The sequence below is a fragment of the Ruegeria sp. YTSA064 genome, assembly GCF_059610325.1.
In genome coordinates, this window is the sequence record NZ_JBXWNK010000004.1 from 167,693 (window position 1) to 191,917 (window position 24,225).

The window sequence follows — 24,225 nt, forward strand, 5'->3', positions numbered from 1 at the left end:
CTCCAAAGCCTCCTTAATGCGATGCAGCTGACTGGGTCGCGGTCTCAGCCGCGGCCAGAGCCGTGTCATAGTTCGAAATCAACGCAGCCGTCGAGTTGCCGATCACATCGGTCACCAGCGAAGGATAAACCCCCAGCAGAATGGTCATCACGATCAGAGGCGCAAAGATCAGCCGCTCGCGCGAGCTCATATCGGTAATGGCTTTCAGGCTTTCCTTGATCAGGTCGCCAAATACCACACGGCGGTACAGCCAAAGCGCATAGCCGGCCGAGAAGATCACACCGGTCGCGGCCACAGCCGTTACCCATGTGTTGACCTGGAAGGCACCCATCAGGGTTAGGAATTCTCCGATGAACCCGGACGTACCCGGCAAGCCAACATTTGCCATGGTGAACAACATGAAGACCAGCGCATAGGCGGGCATCCGGATTACCAAACCGCCATACGCCTCGATATCGCGGGTGTGCATCCGGTCATAGATCACACCGACGCAAAGGAAGAGCGCGGCCGAGATGAACCCGTGGCTGAGCATCTGGAAGATCGCGCCGTCAATGCCCTGCTGGTTCGCTGCAAAGATACCCATGGTCACAAAGCCCATATGTGCGACCGAGGAATAGGCGATCAGCTTCTTCATATCCTCCTGCACCAACGCCACAAGCGAGGTGTAGACAACCGCAATCGCCGACATCCACAGCACGACGTCCGTCATCACCGCCGAACCCACCGGGAACATCGGCAGACTGAATCGCAGGAAGCCATAGCCGCCCATCTTCAACAGTATCGCAGCCAGAACAACCGATCCCGCCGTTGGCGCCTGAACGTGCGCATCCGGCAGCCAGGTGTGGACAGGCCACATCGGCATCTTCACCGCAAACGACGCGAAGAAGGCCAGGAACATAAGCGTCTGCATACCGCCGACGATATACACGCCCAGCACGCTGAACCCTTCCGACGAGAACTGATGGCTCATCAGCGCCTCGATATCCGTGGTGCCCGCATCCGCATACATGGCAACCATCGCCACCAGCATCAGCACCGAGCCAAGGAAGGTGTAGAGGAAGAACTTGAAGCTGGCATAAATTCGGTCTTTGCCACCCCAGATACCAATGATCAGGAACATCGGAATCAGGCCCGCCTCGAAGAACAGGTAGAACAGCACCAGATCCAGCGCCATGAACACGCCCAGCATCAGCGTTTCCAGCAGCAAGAAGGCGATCATGTATTCTTTGACACGATCCGTGACGTTCCAACTGGCCAAAATGGTCAGCGGCATGATGAAGGTGGTCAGCAGCACGAACAGAACGCTGATGCCGTCGACACCCATCTTGTATTTCAGACCCAGCAGCCACTCGCCCTCTTCCACCATCTGAAAGCCGGTGTTGGACGGATCAAAGCCGGTATAGATGCCGATCGAGACCAGGAAGGTCACGGTTGTTGCAACCAACGCGACCCATTTCGCGTTGCGTTGCGCGGCTACGTCCTCACCATGCAAGAACAGGGCCAGAATGCCTGCAGCGATGGCGGGGATGAAGGTGACAATAGATAGGATATTGTCCATTAGTGAGCGCCTCCGCCGATAGACATCCAGGTGACAAGGGCGGCGATGCCCAAGACCATCCAGAAGGCGTAAGTAAAGATGTAACCGGTCTGAGCTTTCCCGGCGAGGCGCGTGAAGAAGGGCACAACGCCCATCGCAACCCCATTCAGGAAGCCGTCAATCGTGTTGCCGTCGCCGCGCTTCCACAGGAACCGGCCAAGCGCCACAGTGGGTTTGACGAAAATCGCGTCGTAGATCTCGTCAAAGTACCACTTGTTCAGCAGGAACAGGTAGAGCGGACGCTGGTTCGCGGCCAAACGTGCAGGCAGCGAGGTGTTCACGATGTAGAACCAGTAAGCCACGATGAACCCAAGCAACATCGCTACAAAGGGTGAGACCTTAACCCATTTCGGGGCTGCGTGCGCATCGTCCAGCACATGGTTGTCGGGTGCCATATAAAGCGCACCTTCACCCGGTTCTCCGGCAAAGACATAGTGGTGATCGCCGCCATGCGAGTCCTTCTCACCATGCCCGTCATCCACATGGGCGGTATCGGCATGGCTATCGTCTGCGTGGCTATCTTCGCCATGCGAATCCGCTTTGCTGTGATCGCCCGCCTCTGCATGCTCTGATGCCTCGGCCACCGGAATTCCGTAGAACTTGCCCACCTTGTCCGCATGGCCAAAGAAATTGCCGTACCAGATCATCCCAGCAAACACTGCACCCAGTGACAGCACGCCCAGCGGTACCAACATGGTCATCGGGCTTTCATGCGCATGTTCATGGGTATGCTTGTCACCACGCTCCTCGCCATAGAAGGTCAGGAAGATCAGGCGCCAGCTGTAGAACGATGTGAACATCGCAGCGATGACCAGCATCCAGAAGGCATATCCAGTGCCACCGGCATACGCGCTTTCGATGATGGCATCTTTGGAAAGGAAACCGGCGAAGCCGAAAGTGGTCAGCGGAATACCCACGCCAGTAATCGCCAGAGTGCCGATCAACATCGCCCAGAACGTATAAGGTATCTTCTTCCGCAGGCCACCATATTCGGTCATTTCCTGCTCGTGATGCATTGCATGGATGACAGAGCCTGCGCCAAGGAATAGCAGCGCCTTGAAGAATGCGTGTGTCAGCAGGTGGAACATCGCCGCTGAATACATGCCGACGCCAGCGGCCACGAACATGTATCCCAGCTGAGAACAGGTCGAATAGGCGATGACGCGTTTGATGTCGGTCTGAACCAGACCCACAGTCGCGGCGAAGAACGCGGTCGATGCGCCAAGGAAAGTGATGAACCCGGTCGCTCCCGGAGCGAACTCCATCAGCGGCGACATGCGGCAGACCAGGAACACACCCGCGGTCACCATCGTCGCCGCGTGGATCAGTGCCGATACAGGCGTTGGGCCTTCCATCGCGTCGGGCAACCAGGTGTGAAGGATCAACTGCGCTGATTTACCCATCGCGCCGATGAACAGCAGGACGCAGATCACTTCAATCGCGGTCCACTCCCCCCACAGGAAGTGCAGCTTTTCTTCTGCCAGCGCGGGCGCCGACGCGAAGATGTCGGAAAAGTTGATGCTGTCCGTCAGGAAGAACAGCGCGAAAATCCCCAGTGCAAAGCCAAAGTCGCCCACTCGGTTGACGATGAACGCTTTCATCGCCGCGGCATTGGCCGACGGCTTACGATAGTAGAAGCCGATTAGAAGATACGAGGCAACGCCCACGCCTTCCCAGCCAAAGAACATCTGAACCAGATTATCTGCGGTCACCAACATCAGCATGGCGAAGGTGAAGAAGGACAGATAGGCAAAGAAACGCGGCTTATAGCTCTCGCCCTCGCGCCATTGCGGATCGTGGTCCATGTAGCCGAAGGAATAGAGGTGCACGAGCGCCGAGACGGTCGTCACCACGATCAGCATGATCGCCGTCAGACGGTCCAGACGAATAGCCCAGCTTGTCGACAAAGATCCGCTCTCGATCCAGCGCATGATCTCGATTTGTTGCGTAACCCCGTCGAACGCGAAGAACACGATCCAAGACAGCAGACAGGCCAGAAACAGCAGGCCTGTTGCGGTCCACATGGCGGCTTTCTCGCCGATAAAGCGCCAGCCAAACCCGCAGAGCAGCGCGCCCACCAGCGGGGCAAAGAGGATGGTGGTTTCCATGTTCTCTTACCCCTTCATCATATTGACGTCTTCAACCGCGATGGTGCCGCGGTTGCGGAAGAAGCAGACCAGAATGGCCAGCCCGATCGCCGCCTCGGCCGCCGCCACGGTCAGAACGAACAGCGTAAACACCTGCCCGACCAGATCGCCGAGGAAACTGGAAAATGCCACAAGGTTGATATTCACCGCCAGCAGCATCAGTTCGATGCTCATCAGTAGGATGATGACGTTCTTGCGGTTCAGGAAGAGACCGAAGATGCCGATGACAAACAGCGTCGCCGCGACCGTAAGATAGTGTTCAAGTCCGATCATCGTCTTATAGCCCCTGCCCCGGTTTCACGTCCTTCAACTCCATCGCTTTGGCCGGGTCGCGCATCATCTGGCCGATGATGTCCTGACGTTTGATGTCCTGACGGTGGCGCAGCGTCAACACGATTGCGCCGATCATGGCCACCAGCAGGATCAGCCCCGCCAATTGGAACAGAAGGAAGTATTGATCATAGAGGATGACACCCAGCGCCTCGGTGTTGTGGCGGTCGACCGGGACCGGCTGCGCCAGATTGGCCGCCGCGCCCTGAGCGCTGTCCCAAGCCCCAAAGGCCATGACGAACTGCATCAGAATGACCAGACCGATCAGCAGGGCGAGCGGCATATAGCGTGCCATCTCGGCCTTGAGCTCGGCAAAGTCCACGTCGAGCATCATCACCACGAACAAGAACAGAACCGCGACCGCGCCGACATAAACGATGATCAGCAGCATCGCCACAAACTCGGCCCCCAGCAGCACGAACAGTCCCGCCGAAGACAGGAAGGACAAGATCAGCCATAGGACCGAGTGCACCGGCTGGCGGCTGATCACCGTGAACAGCCCACCGGTGATGGCGCTGATGGCAAACAGATAGAAGGCAAAGACGGTCATTGATCCTCATCCTCGTTGTCGCCCATGACCTCTTGCGCTAGATCCAGCGCACGGGTCATGGCCGGGATGCCGGCAAAGACCGACATCTGGCCGATCGATTCCACGATCTCTTGTTTCTTGGCACCAGCCTCCAACGCGTGGCGCACAGTCTGACGCACTGCCGAGTCCGCTTGCGCGCCCTGACAGGTCAACCCGGCAAGAGTCAGCAAAAGCCGGGTCTTGGCGTCCAGCCCGTCCTTGTTGACTGTGTTGCCGAACATCATCTCCATGACCTCTTTCGGCATGGTCGGCCACAGCGCCTCGAACCCTTTGGGCGAAAAATTCTCCATCGCCGGGTTCATCGCCTTGGCCATGTCCTGAGCCTGCTTCATCATCAGCTCAAACGGATTTGTCGGGCTGTCACTCATCGGTACGGCGCATCCATTTCCAGATTGCGGGCGATCTCGGCTTCCCAGCGTTCTCCGTTATTCAGCAGTTTTTCCTTGTCGTAGAACAGCTCTTCCCGGGTTTCCGTGGCGAATTCAAAATTCGGGCCTTCGACGATAGCATCGACCGGGCAGGCCTCCTGGCAGAAACCGCAATAGATGCACTTAGTCATGTCGATGTCATACCGCGTTGTGCGGCGGCTACCGTCTTCGCGTGGTTCGGCGTCGATTGTGATGGCCTGCGCCGGGCATATCGCCTCGCACAGTTTGCAGGCGATGCAGCGTTCCTCGCCATTCGGATAGCGGCGCAGGGCGTGTTCACCCCGGAAACGCGGCGACAGAGGTCCTTTTTCGTGCGGATAGTTCACGGTGGCTTTGGGGGCGAAGAAATACTTCAGCCCCAGCTTCATGCCGACCCAGAAGTCCTGCAAAAGGAAGTATTTGGCAGCGCGGGTGTAGTCGATTTGAGTCATGATCAGCCTCCTACGCTCCAACGGGCGAACGCACCCCAGAACCAGTCGAATTTCGCTGCGAAGGCCACGAAGACCACCCAAGCCAGTGAGAACGGCAGGAATACTTTCCAGCCCAGCCGCATCAGCTGGTCATAGCGGTAGCGGGGGGTAATGGCCTTGACCATCGCGAAGATGAAGAAGAAGAACGCCATCTTGGCAACCATCCACAACACGCCATCGGGCAAGCCCGGGATCGGCGACAGCCAGCCGCCGAAGAACAGCAGCGTGGTCAGGGCGCACATCAGGAAGATAGCGATGTACTCACCCGCCATGAAAAGCAGGAAAGGCGTGGCTGAGTACTCGACCTGGTAGCCGGCAACCAACTCGGATTCCGCTTCGGGAAGGTCGAAGGGTGGCCGGTTGGTCTCGGCCAGCGCCGAGATGAAGAACAGGAACACCATCGGGAAATGCGGCAACCAGTACCAGCTGAAGAAGCCAAACGAGCCATCCTGCGCGCGAACGATATCACCGAAGTTCATCGATCCGGTCGAGATGATGATGCCAATGATGATCAGGCCGATCGACACTTCGTAGGAAATCATCTGCGCGGCTGAGCGCAGCGATCCCAGGAATGGGTACTTTGAGTTCGACGCCCAACCGCCCATGATCACGCCATAAACTTCCAATGAAGACACGGCAAAGACATAGAGGATGGCGACGTTGATATCCGACAGAACCCAGCCATCGTTGAACGGGATCACTGCCCAAGCGATCATCGCCAGAACAAAACTGGTCAATGGTGCGAGGATAAACACCGTGCGGTCAGCGCCCGCGGGAATGACGACCTCTTTCACCACATATTTTAGTGCGTCCGCCACCGATTGCAGCAGGCCGTAGACGCCGACCACATTGGGGCCGCGGCGCATCTGGACCGCTGCCCAAATCTTGCGGTCGCCGTAAACGAGGAACAACAGCGAGATCATCACAAAGGCCACAACTGCAAGCACTTGCGCCAGAATAATGATGGCTATTCCGCCTGGGGTGTTAAAGAATTCAGCCATTGGTCCTCACACCGTGGGTATTCCGTTTTCCGCGTGCGATGCAAAGGCCAGTTGCCTGCGCAATCTGCGGCTGGGTCGGCGCGTTGGTGTAAACAGCATCTGCCGTCTTTACGCCACCCTTAATCTTCAATTTCACACGCAATTCCGGCGCGGCTAACTGCCACCCGGGCACCGCGTTTGTCTGCGATATGAAACGTGTCTGGTTCATTCCGCCGCAATCTTCTCAGTCTTGCGGGCCTGCGCTTGTGCCGATAGCTCGGCCATCAGTTGCGAGGCGCGTGCTATCGGGTTGGTTAGATAGAAATCTTTGACGGCATCGCGGAATGTCGCCTTGCCCAACGGGCCTGCGTCCAGAGCCCGAACGTCATTCTCGATCACTTCATCGATACGCGCCAGATGCGGAACCGCTTCGATCAGAACAGTGCGCAGTTGCGCCAGAGAGTCGTAGGGCAGTGTTGCACCAAGCTCGGCAGAAAGGGCACGCAGGATGGCCCAGTTCTCCTTGGCCTCACCCGGGGCGAATCCTGCACGCATCGCGAGTTGAGGTCGACCTTCCGTGTTGACGAACAGGCCGTTTTCTTCTGTGTAAGCCGCACCCGGCAGTATCACATCGGCGCGGTGCGCTCCACGATCGCCGTGACTGCCCTGATAGATCACAAATGCGCCCTCGCCGATCTCGACCTCATCGGCGCCGAGATTATAGATCACATCGGCCGCGCTTACCGCATCCATGCCGCCTTCGCTGGTCGCATCCACATCCATGGCACCCACGCGCGATGCTGCGGTGTGCAGAACGATAAGCCCACTTTCGGTATTGCTTGCAATGGTTTGTGCGGCGGCCAGAACGGCAGAGCCATCAGCCTCTTGCAGCGCGCCTTGCCCGACGATGACCAGAGAGCGCTTGCTCTTGATCTCATCATTGCCACCCATATCAACGACGGTTTGCAGCGCAGCACGGTCGTCGCCTACATGGTGATACTCGTAGGTCAGATCGATGGCGGGCCCGACCAAGGCCACCTCGGCACCGTGTGCCCATGCCTTGCGGATGCGGGCGTTCAGAACCGGCGCTTCATCACGTGGATTGGTGCCAACCAGAAGGATACGCTCGGCGCTGTCGATATCTTCAATCGCGGCTGTACCGGCATATGCCCCACGGTTACCCGCCGGCAGCTTGGCACCATCGGTGCGACATTCGACAACACCGCCCTGCCCTTCGATCATCTGTTTCAGCGCGAATGCGGCCTCGACCGGGGCCAGATCGCCCACGATGCCTGCAGGTTTATCAGCCCCTTTCAGCGCCTCGGCGGCTTTGTTCAGTGCCTCTGGCCACGACGCCGGGCGTAGTTTGCCGTTTTCCCGCACGTAAGGCCGATCCAGGCGCTGACGGCGCAGACCATCCCAGACAAAGCGGGTCTTGTCGCTGATCCATTCCTCGTTCACACCATCATGATTGCGCGGCAAGAAGCGCATCACTTCACGGCCTTTGGTATCCACGCGGATGTTCGAGCCCATGGCATCCATGACATCGATGCTTTCGGTCTTGGTCAGTTCCCAAGGGCGGGCGGTGAAGGCATACGGCTTCGAAGTCAGCGCCCCGACAGGGCACAGATCGATGATGTTGCCCTGCAGGTTCGAGTCGAGAGTCTGGTTTAGATACGACGTGATCTCGGCATCTTCCCCTCGCCCGGTCTGGCCCATTTGGGTAATCCCAGCAACCTCGGTTGTGAAACGCACGCAGCGGGTACAGCTGATGCAGCGCGTCATTGCGGTGCCAACCAGCGGGCCAAGGTCCAGATCATCCACGGCACGCTTGGCTTCTTTGAAGCGTGTGCCTGACAGACCATAGGCCATCGCCTGATCCTGCAGGTCACACTCACCGCCCTGATCGCAGATCGGGCAATCCAACGGGTGGTTGATCAGCAGAAACTCCATCACCCCTTCGCGGGCCTTCTTGACCATGGGTGAGTTTGTCTTGACCACAGGTGCCTGCCCTTCCGGACCCGGACGCAAGTCGCGTACCTGCATCGCGCAGGAGGCCGCAGGTTTCGGCGGGCCGCCAACGACCTCGACCAGACACATCCGGCAGTTCCCGGCAATCGACAGACGCTCGTGATAGCAAAAGCGCGGCACCTCGACCCCGGCCTGCTCACAGGCTTGGATCAGTGTCATCGCGCCATCGACTTCGATTTCCTGTCCGTCGATATTGACTTTGCGGAGGTCAGACATGGTCTAGTTCGCCCTCAAATACACGCCGATGGCGCTGTTTCTTTCAATTTCCTTCTTGCCCAACGCGCAGAAGGTTTTGGGATTTTCGTAAGATACGCCGTTCTGCGCCAGATAGCTCTCGCCCTTGGCGCGCATACGATCTTTTTCAGAATCCGAATCCACATAAGCCCGGATTTCCTTGTCCGAATATCCAAGTTTGTTCGCTTTCGAGCGCAAATCCCACATGACACCAATCGCCTTGAGCCGACGCCCGCTTATTGACGGACAATACTCCGAAATCTCGTTTGCGATCGCGATGTAATAGAGTTCGTTGTCGATCTCTTTGACTTCGCGCAAGGGTGGCTTCGCCTCAGCCAGAACCGGGAAAGATATTACGCAAATCGCGGCGACCAGTCGTATCAAAGACATAACATTTCCTTTCGTCTTGGGATTCCCAAGACGATGGTCGACGCGCTTGCTATGCAATAACAAGCCACCGGTCCTGCCGTGATATGCGATACGGTTGCTCATGGTCGTTGGCAGCGTCCGGCAAAGGTCAGTTTATCGTTCTCAATACGCAGGTTTTGCGGTTCCGTATCCGGTCCAACCTTCCAGGCAATCCTGGAAGAGCCAAAATTCTGAACGCAGAACTTGGTGGCTTCGTAGCGGCCAGCTTCACGCGCACCGTCGAACGATTGCGAAACGCCGTTTACTGTCACGGTAAACTCGGAAGGTGTGGTTCTCTTGTCCACGTGTTTCGCGCTGGCCCTGAAATAAATGCCGTCAAACGCAACCCGCGTCGCCTGTGATGGCGCCTCTCCGCAGGCGGAGAGCAGTGCCCCCACCAAAACCGACATCACCAAAATTCCTCGTTTCGCCATCATGACCACTCCTGCATCGTGGCTGGCGCATGCGGTATCTGCCGGTGCGTCTGGGATATCGTGTCCATCACCATCCCCTTACTCTGCCGCGACCTGAACGCAACGGTGGTCGCGCCACATGCTGGCCTGTTTCAATTCTGCCCATCCAAAGGCACTTTCGCTCGCACCTTTTGTGCGCAACGTCTCTAGTCGTTCCAGCGCTTCTTCCAAACTAGGCTGGTGACCATTGGGCACCCACCACATGACAAAATGTTGCTCGCCGAGTATTTCGAACCATTCTTGCCGACGTTCGTAGAACTGCTTGTGGATGGTACCCCAAACAAACTTCTCAAGGCTGGCGACATCTTCCCAGACCGTTAGATTTGCGACAAACTGCGGATCGCTTCCGATGCTGTTTTCGGTATTTCCGGTTCCTGGTTCACCTGAACCTTCCATCATCCAGACAAAGCCCGGCATCCGCTTGCCGAGTCCGTTAACGCGGTCAAGGTTGGCCATGAATTCGGCCACGCGTGGATCGTCGGTAGGCGCCAACAAACGACCAACATTCAATTCGGCCAAGTGATATCCGTCGGGCTGGATCAAAATGCAGCCACCAATGCCATAAGGCCGAGAACGGCCATGCAGGCCCACCCAACTACATAAGACACAGAGCGAACCCCGCTATGCGGTTTGCCGATCCCGCGCAGATGGATCACCAGCATGACCACCCGCGCTAACAGCGCGACCGAGGCCAGCAGGTTCACCCAGAACGGGCTGACACCCAGCAGAATTGCCGCAACTGTAACGGTCAAAAACGCAGGCAGCGTTTCAGTACCGTTCAGATACGCGCGGTTCAAACGATAAGCCTTGTCAGAATAGTCCTGATCCGGGGTCGCCCCTGGTGCCAGCCCCTTGCCGGCTTTTGCGAGCGCCGAAAACGGCGACATGAACAAAACGATCAGGGTGAAAATCACCAATGACGCAATTGCGTGGGAATATTCGGCGTAGGCTTCCATCAGGTTTACTCCGCTGCCATCGCACCCATACGGCCCGATTTCTGAGCCTTGATGCGGTCTTCGATCTCTTCCCGGAAATTACGGATAAGGCCTTGGATTGGCCAAGCGGCGGCATCGCCAAGCGCGCAGATTGTGTGGCCCTCGACCTGTTTGGTGACGTCGAAGAGCATATCGATCTCCTCCAGCTCGGCTTCGCCACGTACAAGACGATCCATCACACGCATCATCCAGCCAGTGCCTTCACGGCAAGGCGTGCACTGACCACAGCTTTCGTGCTTGTAGAACTTCGACAACCGCCAGATCGCTTTGATGATATCCGTGGACTTGTCCATCACAATCACAGCGGCTGTACCCAGACCCGAACCCAACTCTCCGCGCAGATAATCGAAATCCATGATCGCATCGCGCATGTTTTCGCCGCGCACGCACGGCACCGACGAGCCACCGGGGATCACCGCCAGCAGATTGTCCCAGCCGCCGCGAATACCGCCGCAATGGGTTTCAATCAGTTCTTCGAAGGAAATCGACATCGCTTCTTCGACGACACAGGGGTTGTTCACATGGCCCGAGATCGCAAACAGCTTTGTGCCCGCGTTGTTCTGACGGCCAAAGCCTGCAAACCAGTCGGCGCCCCGGCGCAGGATGGTCGGCACAACGGCAATCGATTCCACATTGTTCACCGTGGTCGGGCAGCCATAAAGGCCCGCGCCTGCCGGGAACGGAGGCTTCATCCGCGGCATGCCCTTCTTGCCCTCAAGGCTTTCAATCAGAGCTGTTTCCTCGCCGCAGATATACGCACCCGCCCCGTGATGCAGGAACAAGTCGAAATCCCAGCCGGAACCAGCGGCATTCTTCCCAAGCAGACCCGCGTCATAGGCTTCGTCAATCGCGGCCTGCAGAGCCTCACGCTCGCGGATGTATTCGCCGCGCAGGTAGATGTAGCAAGTATGCGCGTTCATTGCGAAAGACGCGATCAGGCACCCCTCGATCAGCGTGTGCGGATCATGACGCATAATCTCGCGGTCTTTGCAGGTGCCCGGCTCGGATTCATCTGCGTTCACAACCAGATAGGCCGGACGTCCGTCGCTTTCTTTGGGCATGAACGACCATTTCAAGCCGGTAGGGAAGCCCGCCCCGCCGCGACCGCGCAGCCCCGAATCCTTCATTGTCTGGATGATCCAGTCACGGCCATTTTTGATCAGGCCAGCTGTGCCGTCCCAATGCCCGCGGGCTTGCGCGCCTTTCAGCGTGCGCTCATGCATCCCGTAGATGTTGGTAAAGATCCGGTCCTGATCCTTCAGCATCATGTCTTACCTTCAGCTGTCCTGACGCATGCGCCAGAGTTGAAATATGTTCACACCTGCATAGATGAATCCCGCAAGAGCAGCGAAATCAAACAGCAGCGCATAGCGCCCCGGCAAACCCATTGCGGGGCCTATGAACAAGGTCATGCCAAGCCAAAGCACCATCGTAACGGCGATGACGATGCCTATGTGACGACCCTTGCGGGCTATGGCGTGTTCCCTGTCTTTATCCATCTCGTCCTGGTGCCCCGCACGGGCACCTGCTTAGTCCTCGTAAGTGCCATCTTCCTTGGCACGTTTAGCGAATTCGGTTTCTTCACCAGCTGCCAGTTTTGCAGCCTGTTCGATCCATCCGTCCCGTTCGATCCGGCCTTTGAATTTCAGGCGCGTGTCGACCCAGGCCACATGCTCTGATGTCCATGCAGCAATCTGGTCGAAGTGGAAAAAGCCCAGCTCGTTCAGAGTCTCTTCCAGCTTTGGACCTACGCCCTTCAGCATTTTCAGATCATCAGGCTTGCCATCCCGTGCAACAGACAGCGTTTCGGGCTGTTCCTCTTTCGCCGCTTTCGCCTCAGCTGCCTGTTTCACTGCAGGTTTCGCCGAGGCTGGCGCTTTTGGCGGTTTCGGAGCAGCTTTGGTTGCAGCAGCTTTGCCATCCTTGCCCAGCCACGGGGTCAGGATTGGAACCTCGGTTCCGTCAATACGCTTGACGGTATCGCCCAGTTCGCTCGCAAGCTGAACACTGGCGTTGTATTGCGTCCGGCCACTGTCATACTCCGTCAGGCTGGTCAGCCCTTTCAGAGGTTCCGCCGCATACCGACCATTCTGCGGACCCGGAGTCGGCACTTTGCCCGACACCAGATCATCAAGAATCTTGCCAAAGCTCTCGGTCGTCAGGTCTTCGTAGTAATCCTTGCCGATCTGAGCCATCGGCGCGTTGGTGCAGGACCCAAGGCATTCAACCTCTTCCCAGCTCAGCTTGCCGTCATCGGACAGTTCATGCGGCTTTGCAGCGATCTTTTCCTTGCAGACAGCAATCAGATCCTCTGCTCCGCAGATCAGGCAGGATGTCGTGCCGCACACCTGAATATGCGCGACCGAACCAACCGGCTGCAGTTGGAACATGAAGTAGAACGAAGCAACCTCAAGCACGCGGATATAGGCCATACCAAGCATGTCGGCGACCGATTCGATCGCCGGACGGCTCAACCAGCCCTCCTGCTCCTGCGCGCGCCACAGCAGCGGGATGACCGCACTGGCCTGACGCCCCTCGGGATATTTGGTTATTTGCGCTTCGGCCCATTGCTGGTTAGCAGCGGTGAAGGCGAAACTTTCGGGTTGTTCGGCGTGAAGACGGCGGAGCATTAGCGGTCAATCTCTCCAAATACGACGTCCATGGTGCCGATAATCGCGGCGACGTCGGCCAGTTGGTGGCCTCCGGCAACGTGGTCCATGGCTTGTAGATGCAGGAACCCCGGCGCGCGGAGTTTGGCGCGATAGGGTTTGTTGGTGCCGTCGGCGACCAGATAGACGCCGAATTCGCCCTTGGGGGCCTCGACGGCGGCGTAGACTTCGCCCGCGGGGACGTGGAAGCCTTCGGTATAAAGCTTGAAGTGATGGATCAGGCTTTCCATCGAGGTCTTCATGTCTGAGCGTTTCGGCGGGGTGATCTTGCCGCGTGCCAGAACGTCGCCTGGGCAGTCGCGAATTTTGGCGATGGCCTGGCGGATGATCAGCAGCGACTGGCGCATCTCTTCCATGCGCACCAGATAACGGTCATAGCAGTCACCGTTCTTGCCGACGGGAATCTGGAACTCGAACTCGTCATAGCATTCATAGGGCTGCGCGCGACGCAGGTCCCATGCCAGACCCGAGCCACGGACCATAACGCCCGAGAAGCCGTATTTTTGAATGTCATCCTCAGTCACCACACCGATATCGGCGTTGCGCTGTTTGAAGATGCGGTTTTCGGTCAGCAGACCGTCGATATCATCGAGAACAGCGGGGAATTCGTGGCTCCACGCCTCGATATCGTCCAGCAGTTCCGGCGGCAGGTCCTGATGAACGCCACCGGGGCGGAAATAAGCTGCGTGCAGGCGGGCACCGCAGGCACGCTCGTAGAACACCATCAGCTTTTCGCGCTCTTCAAAGCCCCAAAGCGGTGGGGTCAGCGCGCCGACGTCCATGGCCTGAGTGGTCACGTTCAACAGGTGGTTAAGAATACGGCCGATCTCGGAATAGAGGACCCGGATCAGAGAACCGCGACGCGGCACTTCAACCCCGGTCAGCTTTTCGATGGCCAGACACCACGCATGTTCCTGGTTCATCGGCGCCACGTAATCCAGCCGGTCGAAATACGGCAGGTTCTGCAGATACGTCCGGCTTTCCATCAGCTTTTCGGTGCCACGGTGCAGCAGGCCGATATGCGGATCACAACGCTCGACGATCTCACCGTCCAGCTCAAGCACAAGACGCAGAACTCCGTGCGCCGCAGGGTGTTGCGGGCCGAAGTTGATGTTGAAGTTGCGGATCTTCTGTTCCCCGCTCAGCGCGTCCGTGCTGCTGTCATCGTATCTTGAGCCGTCCATCAACGCCCTCGTTTCTTCTTCGCTTCGGCCCGAACCCGGACCTTTTCCGCCTCAGCCGCTTTGGCAGCAGCCCCGGCCAGCAGAACCCCCAGCGCCCCCAACGCGATCAGCTCCCCCAGACCCATCAGCGACGCTCCAGCTCTTGCAGTTTAAGCCCGACCCACCACAGCAACGCGATCGTGCCAAAGGGAACCAGACAGAGCAGGCACCAGTATTTGTTGATCCCGAAAAACGGCAATATCTTCACCATCGGAATGATGGTCAGTGCAGACAGGATCAGCCACCAGATGCCACCCATTATTCAGTCTCCTGTTTTTCATCCCCCGGAAGAATGTAGTTCGCACCTTCCCACGGGGACATGAAATCAAACTGACGGTATTCCTGCACCAGCGACACTGGTTCATAGACCACGCGCTTTTGCGCCTCGTCGTAGCGAACTTCGGTATAACCGGTGGTCGGAAAATCCTTGCGCAGCGGATAGCCGCGGAACCCATAGTCGGTCAGGATGCGCCGCAAATCGGGATGACCCGAGAACAAGATGCCGAACATGTCGAACACCTCACGCTCGAACCAGTTGGCCGAGGGATGAACGTCGACAATTGAAGGCACCATATCTTCTTCACGGATCGACACCCGCAGGCGGATGCGCTGGTTCTGGTACATCGACAGAAAGTGATAAACCACATCAAACCGCTTGGCGCGTTCGGGGTAGTCGACACCGGTAATGTCCACCAGCGTTGAGAACTGGCAACTGCGGTCAGACTTCAGGAATTCGATGAATTCCACAAGATTCGACGGGGCCACATCGACGTTCAGCTCACCATGCGTCACGTCCCAGGACAGAACGCAATCGGTTCGTTTTAGCTCCAACTGCGCGCCGAGTTCTTTGAGTGTTTCGCTCATCTGCCCTCTCCCTCAGCGTACAATGGTGCCGGTACGGCGTATTTTGCGCTGCAACTGCATCAGGCCATACAGCAACGCCTCAGCGGTTGGAGGGCAGCCGGGCACGTAGATGTCCACCGGAACAACCCGGTCGCAACCGCGCACGACAGAATAGGAATAGTGGTAATAACCACCGCCATTGGCGCAGGAGCCCATCGAGATCACATAGCGCGGCTCGGGCATCTGGTCGTAAACTTTACGCAGCGCTGGGGCCATCTTGTTGGTCAGGGTTCCGGCCACGATCATCACATCCGACTGACGCGGGGACGCTCGGGGGGCAATGCCAAACCGTTCCGCATCATAACGCGGCATCGAGGTATGCATCATCTCGACCGCGCAGCAGGCCAGACCAAAGGTCATCCAGTGCAAGCTACCGGTACGGGCCCAGTTGATGATGTCTTCGGTCGAGGTCAGCAGGAAACCTTTGTCCTGCAGCTCGGCGTTCAGGGCCTGGGTGGCGACTTCTTTGTCGACGCCCGCGGTGTTTGCGCCCGTCATCACTCCCATTCCAGGGCCCCTTTCTTCCATTCATAGGCAAAGCCGATGGTCAGCACCGCCAGAAACACCATCATGGACCAAAACCCAACATCGCTGATGTCTTTGAAGCCAACGGCCCAAGGAAACAGGAAGGCGATTTCCAGATCGAAGATGATGAAGAGAATCGCGACCAGATAGAATCGGACGTCGAATTTCATCCGCGCATCGTCGAATGCGTTAAAGCCACATTCATATGCACTGACTTTTTCAGGGTCTGGATTGCGGACGGCAAGCACCACAGCAGCGAGAATCAAGACGATTCCAAGGCCTACAGCGACGGCCAGAAACACCAGGATCGGGAGGTACTCCCGCAACAGGTCTTCCACGTATAGCTCCTTTCCTGCGCATGTCCCGAAAGGGTGCGCCGTCAATTGGCGTGTTGACTGGACATTCTCTATCTCTGTGGGGTCAGAGGGTCAACCGAACAGAAACGCGCAGATGGGCATTATTACAATCGCCCAGCAGGCTATGGCTTAGAATACCTTGAAACGGCCCGACGCGGCTAAACCTACCTATTCCATGCAGGTTTTCGTTTGTCGAAAAAGGCCCTGATTCCCTCTTGCGCCTCGTCGGTTTCCCAACGCGTTACCAGCTGTCGAATGGTGTGGTCGATCACAGCATCGTCAATGCGTGGTCCCAGCGATTGGATCAATTGCTTTGCCGAAGAAACAGCGCCTGGCGCGCAGGATAGATAGGGACGCACTTCGGCCTCGACCGCCTCTGCCAAGGCATCAGCGGGCACCGCGCACGCCAACAAGCCCAGCTCGACAGCCTCCGCTGCATCAAAGAGACGTGCGGACATGAAGACCCGCCGCGACCTTGCCTCACCCATACGAGCAATAACATAGGGGCCAATCGTGGCCGGGATCAGGCCAAGTCGCGTTTCGGTCAGGCCCATCTTCAGGCTATCCACCCCGATCGCCACATCACAGACCGAGGCCATTCCCACTCCACCACCAAACGCATTGCCCTGCAATGCGCCAATCAGAGGCTTGGGCAGCGTATTCAGGGCATTCAGCATCTCGGCCAGCTTGCGCGCCTCGGTGAAGCGCGTATCGGGATCGGCGGCCATTTGCGCCTGCATCCAACCCAGATCACCCCCGGCGCAAAAGCTTTTGCCTGACGCGGCCAGAACCACCACCCGGACAGCTTCATCACTGGCCAGTTGCCCGGCGGCTTGTGTCAGTTCAGCAATCATCTGCGCCGACAGCGCATTGTGCTTCTCTGGTCGATCCAGCGTTAACGTGGCTACGCCGCGACCATCTGTCTTTAAAGTTATCGTTTCGTACATTTCTATTCCGCTCGCATAGCCCGCGCCATGTCTGCAGCTTCTTCCAGCACAGACGCGTCCAACCCGGTTTCATATCCCAACCGTTCCAGATGCGCGGCCACCGCTTCGGTTGCCACATTACCCGCTGCACCTGGCGCATAGGGGCAACCCCCAAGCCCGCCGACGGCGGCATCAAACACCCGTACACCCAGCGCCAAAGAAGCATCGATATTGTCGATCGCCCGCCCGTTGGTGTCATGGAAATGCCCAGCAAGCCGAGTGACCGGGACCCGTTCGCGCACGGCCAACAGCATATGCGCGATCTTGTCCGGGGTCCCCTGCCCAATCGTATCGCCCAGCGAAATCTCGTAGCAGCCATGCGCGAACAATGCGTCCGCCACCTCAGCCACTTTTTCAGGCGGGGTCGGGCCGTCATAGGGGCAATCAGTCACGCAGGACACATAACCACGCACGGGCAAATCGATATGCCGCGCGGCCTCAAGGATCGGCACGAACCGTTCGATGGATTCAGCGATGGTCGCGTTGATATTCGCTTTCGAGAACCCCTCGGACGCTGACGCAAACACCGCGATCTCATCCGCCTTGGCCGCCAAGGCATCCTCATACCCGCGCAAATTCGGCGTCAGCGCCGCATAGCGTACGCCTTCAGTCCGCGTTATTCCGGCCAGAACCTCACCGCTGCCCGCCATTTGCGGCACCCATTTGGGTGAGACAAAGCTTGCAACCTCAATCCGGTTGAACCCGCAACGGCTGAGGCAATCGACCAAGGCGATTTTTTTTGCCACCGGGATCTCGCGCTGCTCGTTCTGCAGGCCGTCGCGTGGCCCGACCTCGAAAATCTCGACCCGTTCTTTCATCAGCGCATCCCTTCCCGGTTTCTTATCGTTTCAATTACGGATGGCCCGACTGTGCCACGCAATCCACGGGCCGAACAGATCAATCCTCGGCCAACCGAACCAGCGCTGCCCCAGCCTCGACCTGTGCGCCCGCTTCGGCCAGCACTTCTGCGACCACGCCATCGCGGGCGGCCAGCAGAGAATGCTCCATCTTCATCGCTTCCAGAATGGCCAGCCGGTCGCCTTCCTTCACCTCCAGCCCTGCCGAGGCAAAGACGGCTTTGACCAGACCTGGCATCGGCGCCTCGATCACATTGGTGTCGCCCCCCGCGCTTGCGTCGCGGTCCAGAGGATCAACAACCTCAAACACCTGCCCATAGTCGTCAAATACTGTGACCTGAGACCCGGCCATGACAACATTTGGCATAGGTGTCCCATCGATGGTCCAGCCAGCGCCACGGCGTTGCGCGATTAGCTGCGTGCCTTCGATCTCCCAAACCTGCCGATCCGGACCTTCGACCTGGACATCCAGATCAACAACCTCTCCATCCCGCAGCAATTGCGCAGCGCGATGTAATGGCGCCCATAGGGTAAAGCCCGTTTCTGATACCGTCTCGGCCAGACCCAGCGCCGTCATCGCTGCAGCCACGGTTGACGCGTTGCTTGCGCCAGCTTCCTGCACAAGATCGTCAAGGTCTCGCCCGATCAGCCCGGTATCCACGTCGCCCGACGCAAACCCGCTGTGCCGCGTCAGAGCCCCAAGAAACGCAAGGTTGGTTACCGTCCCGGCAACTTCGGTTTGGCGCAAGACGCGGTGCAGGCTTTCCAAAGCAACCGCTCGCGTCGGGCCATGCACCACGACCTTGGCAATCATGGGATCGTACCAAGGGCTGATCGTATCCCCAGCCCGCACGCCGCTATCGGCGCGGCACTCCGGCGGGAAGTGCAGATGGGTCAGCGTACCCGTCGCGGGCAGAAAACCCTTGGGAACGTCCTCGGCATAAAGCCGCGCCTCAAAGGAATGCCCGTTGATCGACAAATCACCCTGCTGTTTCGGCAGGCTTTCACCCGCAGCTACCTGCAACTGCCATTCGACCAGATCGACACCCGTTATTGCCTCGGTCACCGGATGTTCGACTTGCAGGCGCGTGTTCATCTCCATGAACCAAAACCGATCCGGGCGTAACCCGTCCGAAGCATCGACGATGAACTCAACCGTCCCTGCGCCCTTGTATCCAATCGCCTCTGCCGCACGCACGCCCGCCTGCCCCATCGCTTCGCGCATTTCAGCGGTCATGCCGGGGGCCGGAGCCTCTTCGATCACCTTCTGGTGCCGCCGCTGCAACGAGCAGTCGCGTTCAAACAGATGCACCGCTTGGGTGCCGTCACCGAATACCTGCACCTCGATATGACGTGGTTTGGCGACGAATTTCTCGACCAGCACGGCATCGTTACCGAAGGCCGTCTTGGCCTCACCGCGCGCGCTGTCCAAAGCAGCCGAGAACTCCTCGGGCTTCTCGACTAGACGCATCCCTTTGCCGCCACCGCCTGCAACAGCTTTGATCAGAACAGGATAACCAATGGTTTCCGCCGCGCCTGCTAGGTGTTCGGGGTCTTGATTGTCGCCATGATAGCCGGGCACAACCGGAACGCCCGCCTGCTCCATCAGAACCTTTGCTGCGTCCTTAAGGCCCATCTTGCGGATCGCGTCCGCCGATGGTCCGATGAAGGTCAGGCCTGCCGCCTCAACCGCATCCACGAAATCTGGATTCTCGGACAGAAAGCCATAGCCCGGGTGGATCGCCTGCGCGCCTGTATCCAGCGCCGCCTGAATGATCACATCACCCTTCAGATAACTGTCAGCTGGGGCCGCGCCGCCGATATGCACGGCCTCATCCGCCATCTGCACATGCTTGGCCGAGGCATCGGCATCCGAATACACAGCCACGCAGGACACACCCATCTTCTGAGCCGTTTCCATCACCCGACAAGCAATCTCGCCTCGGTTAGCAATCAGGATTTTGTTGAACATAGCTTACCCCTCAGCCGCCAGATCTTCGACAAGGCGGAACCGTTCGCACAGCAATTCCATCTCGGGATCAAACCCGCCATTTCGTTCGAAATACCGGCGATGATCCTCGCGCCACCCCTCAAGCGTTTCATTCTCACCCTCGGCCAATGCGAAGTCTTCGGTCACATCGCAATATCGGCAGGTCGAGACCTCGACCGTTTCGATCACCAAAGCCGGGCGATCATCCCATTCCAGCGCAATATCCTGCCGCCCAACAACGGGGGTGTCAGCACTGCCATCGGGGTAGTCACGTAACGCACCACAGGTTGCCGTTTTTCGGCCTGATCGCACCAACGCCAGCAGCTCAGCACTCAGCGATGCGTTGTCACCAAACTTGAAAGTCTGAGCACCCGGATAGCGGGCCATGACGTCATTCAATGAAACGCTCATCTTACATCCTGAACACGCCGAAACGTGTCTCCTCAATCGGGGCGTTCAGTGCAGCACTCAGCGACAAGGCCAACACGTCGCGGCTTTTGCGTGGGTCGATGATGCCGTCATCCCAGAGCCGGGCCGAAGCATAAAGCGGGTGGGATTGTTCCTCGAACATGTCCAGCGTCGGACGTTTGAACTCGGCTTCCTCTTCAGCCGACCACGTGCCGCCCTGCCGTTCGATCCCGTCGCGCTTGACGGTGGCAAGAACGCCCGCAGCCTGCTCGCCCCCCATCACCGAGATGCGCGAATTCGGCCAGGTCCACAGGAAACGAGGCTGATAGGCGCGACCTGCCATGCCGTAGTTTCCAGCTCCGAAAGAACCGCCGACCAGCATGGTGATCTTGGGAACGCTCGTCGTCGCCACCGCCGTAACCATCTTGGCCCCATGCCGCGCGATGCCTTCGTTTTCGTATTTGCGGCCAACCATGAAGCCGGTGATGTTCTGCAGGAATACCAGCGGTGTTTTGCGCTGAGAACACAGCTCGACAAAATGCGCGCCCTTCTGCGCGGCCTCGGAAAACAGCACGCCATTGTTGGCGATGATCCCAACCGGGCAGCCTTTGACATGGGCGAAACCGGTCACCAGCGTCTCGCCAAAACGCGGCTTGAACTCATCAAACCGAGAGCCATCGACCAGACGCGCAATCACCTCCCGAATGTCATAGGGGGTTCTCAGATCAGCAGGGACAACGCCAAGTACCTCTTCTGGGTCGTAATCTGGCTCCTCGGATGCCTCGAACCGTAGGCCGGGCTTCAGCCCGGCACCGCCCAACGACCCGACGGCGCGCCGGGCCAGAGCCAACGCATGCGCATCATCCTCGGCCAGATAATCCGCCACACCCGACAGGCGCGTGTGTACATCACCGCCGCCCAGATCCTCGGCGCTGACGACCTCTCCCGTCGCCGCCTTGACCAGAGGTGGCCCGGCCAGAAAGATTGTCCCCTGCTCTTTCACGATGATCGTCACATCAGACATCGCGGGCACATAGGCCCCGCCCGCCGTACAGGATCCCATGACAACAGCGATCTGAGCGATCCCCTTCGCGCTCATCCGCGCCTGATTGTAAAAGATGCGGCCAAAGTGGTCTCGGTCGGGGAACACTTCATCCTGATTGGGCAGGTTGGCACCACCGCTATCGACCAGATAGATGCAGGGCAGATGGTTTTCCTCAGCAATCTCCTGCGCGCGCAGGTGTTTCTTGACCGTCATCGGATAGTAAGTACCGCCCTTCACGGTGGCATCGTTGCACACCACCATGACCTCGCGTCCCTGCACCCGGCCAATCCCGGCGATGACCCCGGCACAAGGTGCGGCGCCCCCGTACATCCCATGCGCCGCCGTCGCGCCGATTTCAAGAAACGGAGAGCCCGGATCAAGAAGGTTTGCCACCCGGCGACGCGGCAGCATCTTGCCCCGAGATTCATGCCGCGCGCGGGATCTCTCACCTCCGCCCATGCGGGCGGCTTCGGCGGCCTCAGAGATACGTGCCAGCGCATCCAGATGTGCAGCTCGGTTCGCCTTGAACCCCTCGGAGGTTGGTATGGCTTTGGATTTTAGTTTCATTCCATCTTCCCCAAGTCGCGCAATTCCACAGCGCGTTCAGCGGTTTCGGTCAGCAAGCAATTTGCGGCTACAATCGAGCGTATCGTTCCACCAGACCATATGCCGTAGGCCAGAGCGCATTCAGCGTCCCGAAACCCGATCCATGCGCGTTGAGCATCTCGCAACTGGTCCGAAAGTTCGGGACTTTGCTCAGCCAGTTCCGCCCTACGCAGTTTATACTGTTCGTTCAGAAATGAATCCCAAACTTGGGTTTCAGCTTGAATACATTCGGTAATGCCAATGGTTGTTTCATTTCCCGGTATCGTTTGGCAGGTATTGGCAGCTGCGCCTAGACATGATGACAAGCTATCGCCCTGCTGCGACTGGGAAAAACACTGTTGAATGTACGACTGGTCTACCCAAGCGCCCTGAGCGTAGACAAGCGATGGAACCAGTATCGCAGCAACTGCAATTCGCATCATGTAATTACCTCCCCCGCAGCCCGCGCCTTCAACTCCTTGCGGATCACCTTCCCCGTCACCGTCATCGGCAACTCGTCCAGAAACGCCACCTCGCGCGGATAGGAGTACTGAGCCAGACGGTCCTTGACCCAATCCTGCAACTCCTGCTCCGCAGCCTCAGCGCCCGGTTTCAACACCACATAGGCCTTCACGATCTCGGTCCGCAGCGGATCAGGCTTACCGACCACACCCACAGTTGCCACTGCCGGATGGGTCAGCAGGCAATCTTCGATCTCAGCGGGTCCGATGCGGTATCCGGCCGACGTGATCACGTCATCATCGCGACCGACAAAGCGCAGATAGTCGCCCTCCCACACGCCACGGTCTCCGGTGATCAGCCAATCACCACGGAACTTCTCAGTCGTCGCATCGGGCCGGTTCCAGTATTCCAGCATCATCGAGGCCGAGCCGCGCCGGATAGCGACGTCGCCCTCTTCATTGGTCGGCCGGCCGTCGCCATCAATCACCGCAACTTCATGCCCGGGCACCGGCTTGCCGATACAGCCGGGGTGCGCTGGGAAATCCTCGGCACAGGAGGACACGACCATATTGCATTCGGTCTGGCCGTAAAATTCGTTGATCGTCAGGCCAAACGCCTTTTTACCCCAGGCCAACATCTCGACCCCCAGAGGCTCCCCGCCGGACGCAACCGAGCGCAAACCGGGGATCGTCTGGTCCGCAGCTTTCAACATACGAAGGGCGGTCGGCGGGAAGAACACATTCCGTACCCCGCCACGCATGACGAGATCCGCGCAGGCCTCGGGAGTGAACTTATCCAACCTCGCCGCAACGATCGGTACACCCAGCGCTAGACCGGGCATCAGCACATCGAACAGACCGCCGATCCAGGCCCAATCGGCCGGTGTCCACAGACAATCGCCCTGACGCAGATGATTGTGGCTGATCGATACGCCCGGCAGGTGACCCGTCAGTACCCGGTGCCCGTGCAGTGCCCCCTTTGGGCTCCCGGTGGTGCCAGAGGTGTAGATCAATACCGCAGGTTCCTCGGGGCTGGTGTCGGCAAACGGGACAGGTGGTCCCTCTTGCCCGATCTGATCGGCAAGCACTGGTTTGGCCAGATCACCAACAAGCGCGGCCCCTTCGGAATCTGTCAAAACAAATTTTAAGCCCGCGTCACCGACACGCGATGATAGCGCATCGTGTTTGAACAACTTGAACAGGGGTACCGAAATCGCGCCGATTTTCCAGATTGCCAAATGTGCCGCCGCACACCCGGGCGACTGGCTCAGCAACACGCCCACTCGATCGCCGGGTCGGACGTCGTTGATCAGAGCACGCGCAATACCATCTACCATTTCACCCAGATCGCCGAACGTAACTTCACGCGGATCAGAAGCCGTCAGGTCCAGTATTGCAACCTGTTCTGAAGGCTGAGAAAGGCACTGTCGCGCCATATTCAATCGATCCGGTATGGCCCAGATTTGATCACTGCGCAGACCCGGTATGACCCTAGCAGGAGACACTCAGATTCTCCCTTATTTTACTGACAGTTG

Annotated in this window: 29 protein-coding genes; all 29 read right to left on the bottom strand. The window is 58.3% G+C overall.

What is annotated here, in order from left to right:
• Positions 1-13 precede the first annotated feature (13 nt).
• The gene (locus AC2FI7_RS07715; protein WP_260022805.1) at positions 14-1,558 is read right to left on the bottom strand and encodes an NADH-quinone oxidoreductase subunit M; all 1,545 of its coding nucleotides are present in this window, start codon (positions 1,556-1,558) and stop codon (positions 14-16) included.
• Positions 1,558-3,705: an NADH-quinone oxidoreductase subunit L gene (nuoL, locus tag AC2FI7_RS07720; RefSeq protein WP_319546622.1), complete on the bottom strand. Its 2,148-nt coding sequence runs from the start codon at positions 3,703-3,705 to the stop codon at positions 1,558-1,560. Before nuoL ends, AC2FI7_RS07715 begins: the two co-directional genes overlap by 1 nt.
• Positions 3,706-3,711: 6 nt before the next feature.
• Complete coding sequence (gene nuoK / locus AC2FI7_RS07725; RefSeq protein WP_005984024.1) at positions 3,712-4,017, bottom strand: NADH-quinone oxidoreductase subunit NuoK; 306 nt, start codon at positions 4,015-4,017, stop codon at positions 3,712-3,714.
• Between the two features lie 4 nt (positions 4,018-4,021).
• Positions 4,022-4,624: an NADH-quinone oxidoreductase subunit J gene (locus AC2FI7_RS07730; protein ID WP_170348161.1), complete on the bottom strand. Its 603-nt coding sequence runs from the start codon at positions 4,622-4,624 to the stop codon at positions 4,022-4,024.
• The gene (locus AC2FI7_RS07735; RefSeq protein WP_496815651.1) at positions 4,621-5,031 is read right to left on the bottom strand and encodes a carboxymuconolactone decarboxylase family protein; all 411 of its coding nucleotides are present in this window, start codon (positions 5,029-5,031) and stop codon (positions 4,621-4,623) included. Before AC2FI7_RS07735 ends, AC2FI7_RS07730 begins: the two co-directional genes overlap by 4 nt.
• On the bottom strand, positions 5,028-5,522 hold the full coding sequence (nuoI, locus tag AC2FI7_RS07740; RefSeq protein ID WP_010442762.1) for an NADH-quinone oxidoreductase subunit NuoI: 495 nt from the start codon (positions 5,520-5,522) through the stop codon (positions 5,028-5,030). The genes AC2FI7_RS07735 and nuoI overlap by 4 nt, the downstream gene beginning before the upstream one ends.
• A gap of 2 nt (positions 5,523-5,524) precedes the next feature.
• A complete protein-coding gene (nuoH, locus tag AC2FI7_RS07745) occupies positions 5,525-6,562 on the bottom strand; it encodes an NADH-quinone oxidoreductase subunit NuoH (RefSeq protein ID WP_010442763.1) in 1,038 nt (345 codons plus the stop codon).
• Positions 6,555-6,770 (bottom strand): hypothetical protein, encoded by a 216-nt coding sequence (locus tag AC2FI7_RS07750; RefSeq protein WP_010442764.1) that lies wholly within the window; start codon positions 6,768-6,770, stop codon positions 6,555-6,557. Before AC2FI7_RS07750 ends, nuoH begins: the two co-directional genes overlap by 8 nt.
• On the bottom strand, positions 6,767-8,788 hold the full coding sequence (nuoG, locus tag AC2FI7_RS07755; protein WP_010442765.1) for an NADH-quinone oxidoreductase subunit NuoG: 2,022 nt from the start codon (positions 8,786-8,788) through the stop codon (positions 6,767-6,769). Before nuoG ends, AC2FI7_RS07750 begins: the two co-directional genes overlap by 4 nt.
• A gap of 3 nt (positions 8,789-8,791) precedes the next feature.
• A complete protein-coding gene (locus AC2FI7_RS07760) occupies positions 8,792-9,196 on the bottom strand; it encodes a DUF5333 domain-containing protein (protein ID WP_029622146.1) in 405 nt (134 codons plus the stop codon).
• 98 nt (positions 9,197-9,294) lie between these two features.
• Positions 9,295-9,651 carry a hypothetical protein gene (locus AC2FI7_RS07765; protein ID WP_010442767.1) on the bottom strand — a complete coding sequence of 119 codons (357 nt, stop codon included), beginning with the start codon at positions 9,649-9,651 and terminating at the stop codon, positions 9,295-9,297.
• Positions 9,652-9,726: 75 nt separating this feature from the next.
• Positions 9,727-10,230 (bottom strand): DUF3291 domain-containing protein, encoded by a 504-nt coding sequence (locus tag AC2FI7_RS07770; protein WP_010442768.1) that lies wholly within the window; start codon positions 10,228-10,230, stop codon positions 9,727-9,729.
• Positions 10,227-10,643, bottom strand: coding sequence for an MAPEG family protein (locus AC2FI7_RS07775; RefSeq protein WP_010442769.1), 417 nt, complete (start codon positions 10,641-10,643; stop codon positions 10,227-10,229). The genes AC2FI7_RS07770 and AC2FI7_RS07775 overlap by 4 nt, the downstream gene beginning before the upstream one ends.
• A 5-nt stretch (positions 10,644-10,648) precedes the next feature.
• Positions 10,649-11,947: an NADH-quinone oxidoreductase subunit NuoF gene (gene nuoF, locus AC2FI7_RS07780; protein ID WP_010442770.1), complete on the bottom strand. Its 1,299-nt coding sequence runs from the start codon at positions 11,945-11,947 to the stop codon at positions 10,649-10,651.
• A gap of 12 nt (positions 11,948-11,959) precedes the next feature.
• Positions 11,960-12,181, bottom strand: a complete 222-nt coding sequence (locus AC2FI7_RS07785) for a DUF5337 domain-containing protein (protein WP_010442771.1) — start codon at positions 12,179-12,181, stop codon at positions 11,960-11,962.
• Between the two features lie 30 nt (positions 12,182-12,211).
• Positions 12,212-13,312, bottom strand: coding sequence for an NADH-quinone oxidoreductase subunit NuoE (gene nuoE, locus AC2FI7_RS07790; protein WP_496815650.1), 1,101 nt, complete (start codon positions 13,310-13,312; stop codon positions 12,212-12,214).
• Complete coding sequence (locus AC2FI7_RS07795) at positions 13,312-14,535, bottom strand: NADH-quinone oxidoreductase subunit D (protein WP_496815649.1); 1,224 nt, start codon at positions 14,533-14,535, stop codon at positions 13,312-13,314. Before AC2FI7_RS07795 ends, nuoE begins: the two co-directional genes overlap by 1 nt.
• Positions 14,535-14,660: a hypothetical protein gene (locus AC2FI7_RS07800; protein WP_010442774.1), complete on the bottom strand. Its 126-nt coding sequence runs from the start codon at positions 14,658-14,660 to the stop codon at positions 14,535-14,537. The genes AC2FI7_RS07795 and AC2FI7_RS07800 overlap by 1 nt, the downstream gene beginning before the upstream one ends.
• Positions 14,660-14,833 carry a hypothetical protein gene (locus AC2FI7_RS07805; protein WP_010442775.1) on the bottom strand — a complete coding sequence of 58 codons (174 nt, stop codon included), beginning with the start codon at positions 14,831-14,833 and terminating at the stop codon, positions 14,660-14,662. Before AC2FI7_RS07805 ends, AC2FI7_RS07800 begins: the two co-directional genes overlap by 1 nt.
• The gene (locus tag AC2FI7_RS07810; protein ID WP_010442776.1) at positions 14,833-15,438 is read right to left on the bottom strand and encodes an NADH-quinone oxidoreductase subunit C; all 606 of its coding nucleotides are present in this window, start codon (positions 15,436-15,438) and stop codon (positions 14,833-14,835) included. The genes AC2FI7_RS07805 and AC2FI7_RS07810 overlap by 1 nt, the downstream gene beginning before the upstream one ends.
• 12 nt (positions 15,439-15,450) lie before the next feature.
• Positions 15,451-15,984: a NuoB/complex I 20 kDa subunit family protein gene (locus AC2FI7_RS07815; protein WP_010442777.1), complete on the bottom strand. Its 534-nt coding sequence runs from the start codon at positions 15,982-15,984 to the stop codon at positions 15,451-15,453.
• Positions 15,975-16,340, bottom strand: coding sequence for an NADH-quinone oxidoreductase subunit A (locus AC2FI7_RS07820; protein WP_010442778.1), 366 nt, complete (start codon positions 16,338-16,340; stop codon positions 15,975-15,977). Before AC2FI7_RS07820 ends, AC2FI7_RS07815 begins: the two co-directional genes overlap by 10 nt.
• 182 nt (positions 16,341-16,522) lie before the next feature.
• On the bottom strand, positions 16,523-17,305 hold the full coding sequence (locus AC2FI7_RS07825) for a crotonase/enoyl-CoA hydratase family protein (RefSeq protein WP_010442779.1): 783 nt from the start codon (positions 17,303-17,305) through the stop codon (positions 16,523-16,525).
• A 2-nt stretch (positions 17,306-17,307) separates the two neighbouring features.
• Positions 17,308-18,162: a hydroxymethylglutaryl-CoA lyase gene (locus AC2FI7_RS07830; protein WP_010442780.1), complete on the bottom strand. Its 855-nt coding sequence runs from the start codon at positions 18,160-18,162 to the stop codon at positions 17,308-17,310.
• A 79-nt stretch (positions 18,163-18,241) separates the two neighbouring features.
• The gene (locus tag AC2FI7_RS07835) at positions 18,242-20,173 is read right to left on the bottom strand and encodes an acetyl/propionyl/methylcrotonyl-CoA carboxylase subunit alpha (protein ID WP_496815648.1); all 1,932 of its coding nucleotides are present in this window, start codon (positions 20,171-20,173) and stop codon (positions 18,242-18,244) included.
• Between the two features lie 3 nt (positions 20,174-20,176).
• A complete protein-coding gene (locus AC2FI7_RS07840; protein ID WP_010442782.1) occupies positions 20,177-20,602 on the bottom strand; it encodes an ASCH domain-containing protein in 426 nt (141 codons plus the stop codon).
• Position 20,603: 1 nt separating this feature from the next.
• A complete protein-coding gene (locus AC2FI7_RS07845) occupies positions 20,604-22,211 on the bottom strand; it encodes a carboxyl transferase domain-containing protein (protein WP_010442783.1) in 1,608 nt (535 codons plus the stop codon).
• A complete protein-coding gene (locus tag AC2FI7_RS07850) occupies positions 22,208-22,672 on the bottom strand; it encodes a lysozyme inhibitor LprI family protein (protein ID WP_010442784.1) in 465 nt (154 codons plus the stop codon). The genes AC2FI7_RS07845 and AC2FI7_RS07850 overlap by 4 nt, the downstream gene beginning before the upstream one ends.
• Positions 22,669-24,195, bottom strand: coding sequence for an AMP-binding protein (locus AC2FI7_RS07855; RefSeq protein ID WP_010442785.1), 1,527 nt, complete (start codon positions 24,193-24,195; stop codon positions 22,669-22,671). Before AC2FI7_RS07855 ends, AC2FI7_RS07850 begins: the two co-directional genes overlap by 4 nt.
• Positions 24,196-24,225 lie beyond the last annotated feature (30 nt).